The 6,577-nt window shown below is 67.6% G+C and carries 5 protein-coding genes; all 5 read right to left on the bottom strand.

The window, feature by feature from the left end; translation table 11 throughout:
- Positions 1-239 (bottom strand): type II toxin-antitoxin system prevent-host-death family antitoxin (locus OXK16_09800; GenBank protein ID MDE0376240.1); only part of this gene is annotated, 239 nt, incomplete at its 3' end.
- A 166-nt stretch (positions 240-405) separates the two neighbouring features.
- Positions 406-1,332 (bottom strand): hypothetical protein, encoded by a 927-nt coding sequence (locus tag OXK16_09795; GenBank protein MDE0376239.1) that lies wholly within the window; start codon positions 1,330-1,332, stop codon positions 406-408.
- Positions 1,332-4,196, bottom strand: coding sequence for an SMC family ATPase (locus tag OXK16_09790; protein MDE0376238.1), 2,865 nt, complete (start codon positions 4,194-4,196; stop codon positions 1,332-1,334). Before OXK16_09790 ends, OXK16_09795 begins: the two co-directional genes overlap by 1 nt.
- Positions 4,193-5,350, bottom strand: coding sequence for an exonuclease SbcCD subunit D (locus OXK16_09785; GenBank protein MDE0376237.1), 1,158 nt, complete (start codon positions 5,348-5,350; stop codon positions 4,193-4,195). Before OXK16_09785 ends, OXK16_09790 begins: the two co-directional genes overlap by 4 nt.
- 10 nt (positions 5,351-5,360) lie before the next feature.
- Positions 5,361-6,577 (bottom strand): ATP-binding protein (locus OXK16_09780; protein MDE0376236.1); only part of this gene is annotated, 1,217 nt, incomplete at its 5' end.

The raw sequence follows: 6,577 nt of genomic DNA, 5'->3' as shown, positions 1-6,577 counted from the left end.
GGTACGAGCGTCTCCGTCCGTGCTTCAGGCGCGAGCAGCCACTCCTTGATGTTTCTTCGTGTGTTGCGTTCCATCCGGCGCCACTGCTCGATCGGGACTACGACCGCTCTCTCGACGCCGCGGTGGGTGACGATCTGGGGACCTTCCGCCAGGCTCCTCCGGAGCAGATCGCTGAACCGAGCCTTCGCCTCCTGAACCTGCCACGTTGCTTTCATACGATCCTCTTCGCTTCGGGACATCGTGGAACTCCTAACTGACTAGATATCAGACTAGTCAGTTGTGTTCCCTCACAGCTGAATATGCGGTAAACGAGGGGACAGGTCAACCCCTATCGTTCCTGAGCTAGCTCTCACATTGGTGTTACCGATGCCGACGAGGGGTGTTCCTATCGGCTATGAAGGCCCCTCAGGCCCTGTGTCCCGCGGCGATGCGGAGGGCGCGCTCGAGCAGTTGGGCGTCCCCGAGCCGCCTGCGCAGTTCTCGCTCGATGCCGCTTATCGGGTAGAGGTTCTGCGGCGCCCTCGGCTCCTTGTGGGGTTCGCTGGCGAACTGCGGAAGGCAGGCGCTGACGTACTCGGCGCGTTCCACTGCCTCGGCCGCAGTGCCGGCCCCCGGGAGTTCGAGCCTGACGATCCCGGACATCGGGTGAACCCGTGGGCCGGGCAGGCGCAGGTACCACGACCAGCGGCCGCCGCCCGGGCCGCCGCTGAGGAAGAAGAGGGGCGTCCGCTGCCCATCGCCCAGGTCGCCGAGGATCGCCTGGACGGAAGGCGGAAGGTAGACCTTGTGGTGGGTCTTGACGTAGCCGACGCCTCGCTGGTCGGTGGGGCCACGCAGGGGACCGTCGAACACGATGAGACCGCAGGAGACGGAGCGGGCCACGCTGACCTCGAGCTCGGTGCGGCGCCCGTGGATGGCCAGGTAGGTGGCCTCGGGCGTCGCATCCTGCGCCGGCACGAAGTCGTAGGTGGCGTGGCGGGTACCGATCGGCCCCGCCGTGGAGGAGGCGGGAGCGATGAGCGCACGGGCGACCCGCACGCCCTCGGTGGTGGCCGTTCCGGGCGCGCAGACCGTTGCGCCGGCGGCCACCGACACGCAGACGGCGGGCGCGGAGATGCCGTTCTCGTGTATCCAGATGCGCGCGTCGATGCGCTGGATTCCATCGATGAACGCGATCTCGCCGGGCCTGCGCGCAGGCACCGGGTCGATCGGCGTCCACTCATCGAGCGCCCGCTCGACGGTGGCGTCAGCCTGGTCGTCGGTGTCCTCGACAGATGGCAGGTTGAGGGACGATCCGTATTCGGGCGCCCACGACTCGACGCTGAACTCCATCAGGTCTCGATCCGTTCGACGGTCGCTGATCCCCCTGTCTTGGTGACCTCGAGCCGTACCGGCATGCGGTCGGCGAGTTCCCGGATATGGGTGACGATCCCCACGAAGCGCCCGGTGGTCCCGAGCTCCTCGACTGCGGTGGCGACGGTGTCGAGGGTATGCGGATCGAGCGTTCCGAACCCTTCGTCGAGGAAGATCGATTCCATCCTCGGAGCGCCCTCGGCGGCCAGTTCCGCGGTGGCGTCGGCCACAGCGAGAGCAAGCGACAGCGACGCCAGGAACGTCTCGCCGCCCGATAGGGTCCGGGCACTTCGTACCTCGTCGGCGTTGGTGTGATCTCGCACCGCGAAGTCGTTCTTGTGGACCGTGAGGGAGTACTGGCCGTCCGACAGCTCGAACAGCCGTCCGGTGGCCCGATCGACCAGTTGATCGAGCGCCGCCTCCATCAGCCAGCGCTCAAAGCCGTCGCTGCGGAGCAGCCGTCCGAGATGGGTCGCCACTGTGGCCCGGTCTTTCTGAACGTCGATGCGTTGCCGCAGTTCCTCGAGTTCGTCACGTCGCCGGTCGAAGTGATCGAGTTCAGTAGCGGAGGCAGCGCGGCCCTTTGTGAGAAGCTCACCCAGCTCCTCCATCGATGCGCCCGGATCGACACCGCCGAGGACTGCGGAACATCGTTCCCTGAGCGAATGGACGACCGCCGAACGATGGTTCGCCTTCGATGACGTCAGTTCGGTGGCCGCTTTCCGTTCGGCGGCTGCGGCGCGTACGTGGTCTCGGATCCACCCGGTCAGGACGCCCCAGGCCGCCGCCGGATCGGACGTATCGATGGTGGGTGGGCCGAAGGCGGCGACGCGGTCGCGGCTGTCATGCAACAGCTTGATGGCCTGGTCGCGGCGGCGGTTCACCTTGTCCAGTTCGGCGGTTGCCCTCTCGTAGGCGGCGTCGGCGTCGTTGAAGCCGGAGTCTGCTTCGTCTAACTCGACCTTCAGGCGGTCGGCCTCCGCCAGTTGAGCGCCCAGTTCGCGCTCGTCGGGGAGTTCGGCGACATTGGCGCGGAGCGACATGAGTTGGGAGCGGAGGAGGTCCTCGGATACGCCCAGCCGGGTGACGCGCCGCTCCGCGACCTGCTCGCCATCGAGAGTGTCTGCATAGCCGGCCGACTCCCGGTGTTGGCTCGCAGCCGCGTCAGCTTCGCGTGTCGCTTCTCCCGCGGAGCGAACAGCCTCGGCCAGTTCCGCAGACTCTGCCCGGAGGGTGTCGAGCTGGTCGGATTGCGGGACCGACTCGATCTCGGACTCGCACTCCGCCAGGTTCTTCAGGGCGGATGAAGCGTCCGCGCGCCGCTTGATCAGTTCTCTGTCGGCGTTTTCGAATGCCTGCCTGGCCTCTACCCGGGCGGCTTGGGCGGCCTCGTCGTCCGCCTGCGCTTGACGCACGTGGATGTCGAGGTCATGGGTGGGAAGCTCGTGCACCTCCTGCAGGCAGAGAGGGCATGCCGATCCCACCTCGAGCAGGTCGACGTGACCAGCGACACCGGCGTGCCGGCGAAGTGCCGCCAGCCGCTCCGAACTCGCCGCGGCCGCCGTTTCGGCGTCCGCTAGAGCCGCTTTCGCCGGCCGGAGCGCCGCCTCGGCAGACCGGGCGGCCTGGGTGGCCCGGGCGGTCGCCTTCGAGGCGGCCTGATGGCGAGCGTGCGCAGCCGTCCACGCTTCGACCTGGGCAACCGTGACTCCGGCGGCGAGGGCGGCCCGCGCCCTGTCCTCCGTCTCCCTGGCCTGCTCAAGGCGCCGGTCCACTTCCGCCTGTTTGGCGCGGATCCGATCGGCGGCTGCCTTGGCCGACTGGTGCGTTCGGGTTGCTCTGTCACGTTGCTCGACGACCGCTTCGTGCTCTCGTGTTCGCTGCGCGAGTTCCGAGTGCGTTTTCAAACCCAGCTGAACGGTGGCGACATCGGGGCCGTTCTCGAGCGCCTCCCTGGCTGCCCGTCTCTTCGTGCCCAGGTCTCGACGCCGCTCCTCGGTCTGGATCCGGGTCCTGACCGCCTCGGCGATCTGATCGGCCAATTCGGCGAGGCCGGCCGGCGCCGCGATCCCTTCCATGCGATGCCGCTGGTGGTCGAGCCGTCCGATTTCGGCATCGAGGTCGCGCAGCTCGGCGTCGAGGGTGTTGATTGCTTCCCGGTCGGCCTTGAACCGCGAATGGGCCGCGTCGAGTTCCCGGATGCGACTCGTGAGCACGTCACGCCCTTGGTCGGTGAGTTCTCCCGTCTTCCTTTCGAAGTCCGGCTGGAGTGCCTCGACATGGTTGCGAGCCCGGGCCGCTCGCTGCCGCGCAGCCCGGCCTATCCGCCCGTACAACTCCATGCCCAGCAGCCGGACGAGGGTCTTTTGCCGATCGCCGGGCTTGGCGTGGAGGAAGGTGGCGAACTTGCCCTGCGGGAGCACGACCGTCCGGTTGAACTGCTCGACGTCCAGACCCAGAATCCTCTCGACCTCTTGAGACATGGAGGTGGCGTCGTCGGCGAGAACGTTGGCGCCCCGCTCGAGGCGTGCCTCCCTGGTGGTCGCTCCGCCGCCGGTAGTCCGGCGCACGATGCGGACAGCGGTCATGACCTGCCCGTCGAGCTCGAAGTCGAGGGCTACCCGGGCCTCGTTACTGGTCTGGTTGATCACTGGCGCTACCAGCCGGTTGTCCTCGTAGCGGGTGACCGTTCCGTAGAGGGCGAAGGTGATGGCGTCGATGATCGTCGACTTGCCCGATCCGGTCGGTCCTACCAGCGCGACGAGGTCCACATCGGCAAGATCGATGTCCGTCCGCTCGCGGAACGCCCCGAAGCCCTTCATCGAGATCCGCAACGGCCTCATGGGCCCAGCCCGGCAGGTGCATCGCTCTGCTCATCGAGGAGTTGCTCGAAGAGATCGCGGATCCGGTGGTCCTCGATGTTCTCGTGATCGAGGTATTCGCCGAAGAGCTCCTGCGGCGACCGGCTGCGATGATCGAGGTTCCGCTTCGGAGTTTCCGAAGCAGGTGATTCAACCCGCACGTCCACCACGCCCGGGCCGAGGAGTTCTCGCACGGTCTGCGCCAGCCCGGCCCGGCCCGGACCCTGGACGACCACCTTCAGCCAGGCGTCATCGTCCACGCTCACCGAAGTCAGTTCCTCGAGGGTGCCCGTCAGCGTCCGCAGTTGGCGGCCGGCCGTGAGGCGCACCGTTACGACATCGGCCGGTGTGCCCGGTTCGATGGTGACCACATTCACCTGCTTGACCTGCTCGGCCTCGCCGAAGTCCAGCTGCAGCGGCGAACCGCAGTAGTGGAGCGGGTGTCTGACGGCCTGTGGACGGTGGAGGTGCCCGAGCGCGCCGTACCCGACCGTGACGGGGAAGGATTGTGCCGTGATGGCGTACTCCTCGACCAGGTGGGCCGGACGTTCGCCACCTCCGGCCTGGCCGCCGAGTACGAAGGCGTGGGTCGTCAAGAGGTTCACGGTGTCGGTGCCGAACGGCTCGCACAGCCGTTCGATCAGGAGGCGTAGCCGGTCGCTGTAGTGCTGGGCGTTCTCGAAGGCTTCTCCGGCCATGAGGTGCTTGGCGCGCACGATGCCGCGCTTGGACACGAACGGAAGCATCGCCAACCGGACGTCCGATCCGTCACGGGCGCGCAATTCGATGACGCCGCCGTCTCCGGGACGGGTCGGCTCGGCAACCACGTGTACCTGTCCGAGCTGCAGCAGGGGAGCGACCGCCCGGAGCCGGCGGGGGTTGTCGTGATTGCCGGCGATCACGGCCACGTCGGCCCCGGTGTCCGCCAGGTCCAGTAGGGCGCGGTAGACGATGCTCTCCGCCTCGGCGGACGGAGCGGCCGAGTCGAACAGGTCTCCGGCCACGATGACCAGATCGACCTCCTCACGCGCCGCTACCTGCGCGATCTCGGCCAGGACGGCCGTGTGCTCATCCGCCCGCGATGCTCCCCGGATGGTCTTTCCTACGTGCCAGTCCGAAGTGTGGAGGAGTCTCAAGGCCCAGGGCTCAGGTCAGCCCGTCGAAGGGGTCGGCAGGTTGATCGCTTCGCCCGCCACTCAGATCAGCCTCCGCCACGCGGGTGGCCCATGCCGGGAACGGGAACTCGAGTAGCACCGGAACGGGGAGGCGGGGCTGGGAGACGAACATCGAACCGGGTTTCAGGATCGTGGCCCGCTGCCGCTGCACAGCCGGCAGGAACCCGTACTGCTCCCGCCCGGCCTCGGCTGCATCGAGCCGGCCGACCACCCGGATCGCGGAGTTCGAGACGACCCGCCGTTCCACCTCGCTGGCCGTCTGCTGGGCGCCGATGAGGATCATCCCGAGGCTGCGGCCCCGCTCCGCCACGTCGAGCAGGATCTCCTTGATCGGGCTCGACGAGTCACGGGGCGCGTACTTGTTCAACTCGTCCAGGACCACGAACTGCAGCGGCTCGGCGGTGCCGGCGGCCTCCTTCGCCTCGAACGCCTGCCGGAGCACCACGCCCACCACGAAACGCTTCGCCCGGTCATGGAGCATGTGCAGGTCGACGACGGTGACCTGCTGGGAGTCGAGGTCGATGGCGTGCGTCTCGGCATCGTCGATGTCGGCCCGTATGAGGTGTGCGACGTGCCGTTCCGCCGAGGAGAGGCGGCGCACGAACGCGTTGATCGTCCCGGTGTAGATCGATCGCCCGGTCCACTGCGGATCGGCGTCCTCGTCCGGGTCCTCCGGAAGCAGCTTGTCGCAGATGATCGTGACCAACTGGGAGAAGGTGCGCGCCGTCCTCCCGTCGATCCGTACGGCGCCGTCCGAGGTGTGGGACTGCCTCGCGCAACGCTGCAGCTGCGCCGTGACCGACTGCACGACGATGGTGTACTGCTGGCGCTCGTCCTCGGCATCGGCGAACAGGAACGGCAGGAGCCCTTGCTCGCAGAACTGGGCGACGGTCCAGTACAGCGGCCGGACGCCTGTGGTACGGGCCCCGGTGGCCGGCGTACCGTTGGGATCGCCCTTGCGCGGTGGAGCGAGCACCCTCATGGACCGGAACGGTCCGGCTTCGAGCCCGAGCAAGGCGTAGCGGGCCCGCTCCGCCTCGTCGAGACGGGTATTCCTGTGGTCGAGGAAGAGCAGGTCCTCGCCCTTCACGTTGAAGATGAGCCCCTTGGTGTTCGTGGCGGCGGCGCCCAGTACGCCCGAGTTGAACAGCGAGTAGAGCAGGAACGTCGCGTAGCTGGTCTTGGTGG

The organism is bacterium (assembly GCA_028821235.1).
Lineage (GTDB): Bacteria > Actinomycetota > Acidimicrobiia > Spongiisociales > Spongiisociaceae > Spongiisocius.
This window is presented reverse-complemented; position numbering and strand designations above follow the sequence as displayed.

What these genes read in the sequence shown, in the direction of transcription:
- OXK16_09795 (MDE0376239.1), bottom strand. Translation starts at nt 1,332, where the DNA reads ATGGAGTTCAGCGTCGAGTCGTGGGCGCCCGAATACGGATCGTCCCTC.
- OXK16_09790 (MDE0376238.1), bottom strand. Translation starts at nt 4,196, where the DNA reads ATGAGGCCGTTGCGGATCTCGATGAAGGGCTTCGGGGCGTTCCGCGAG.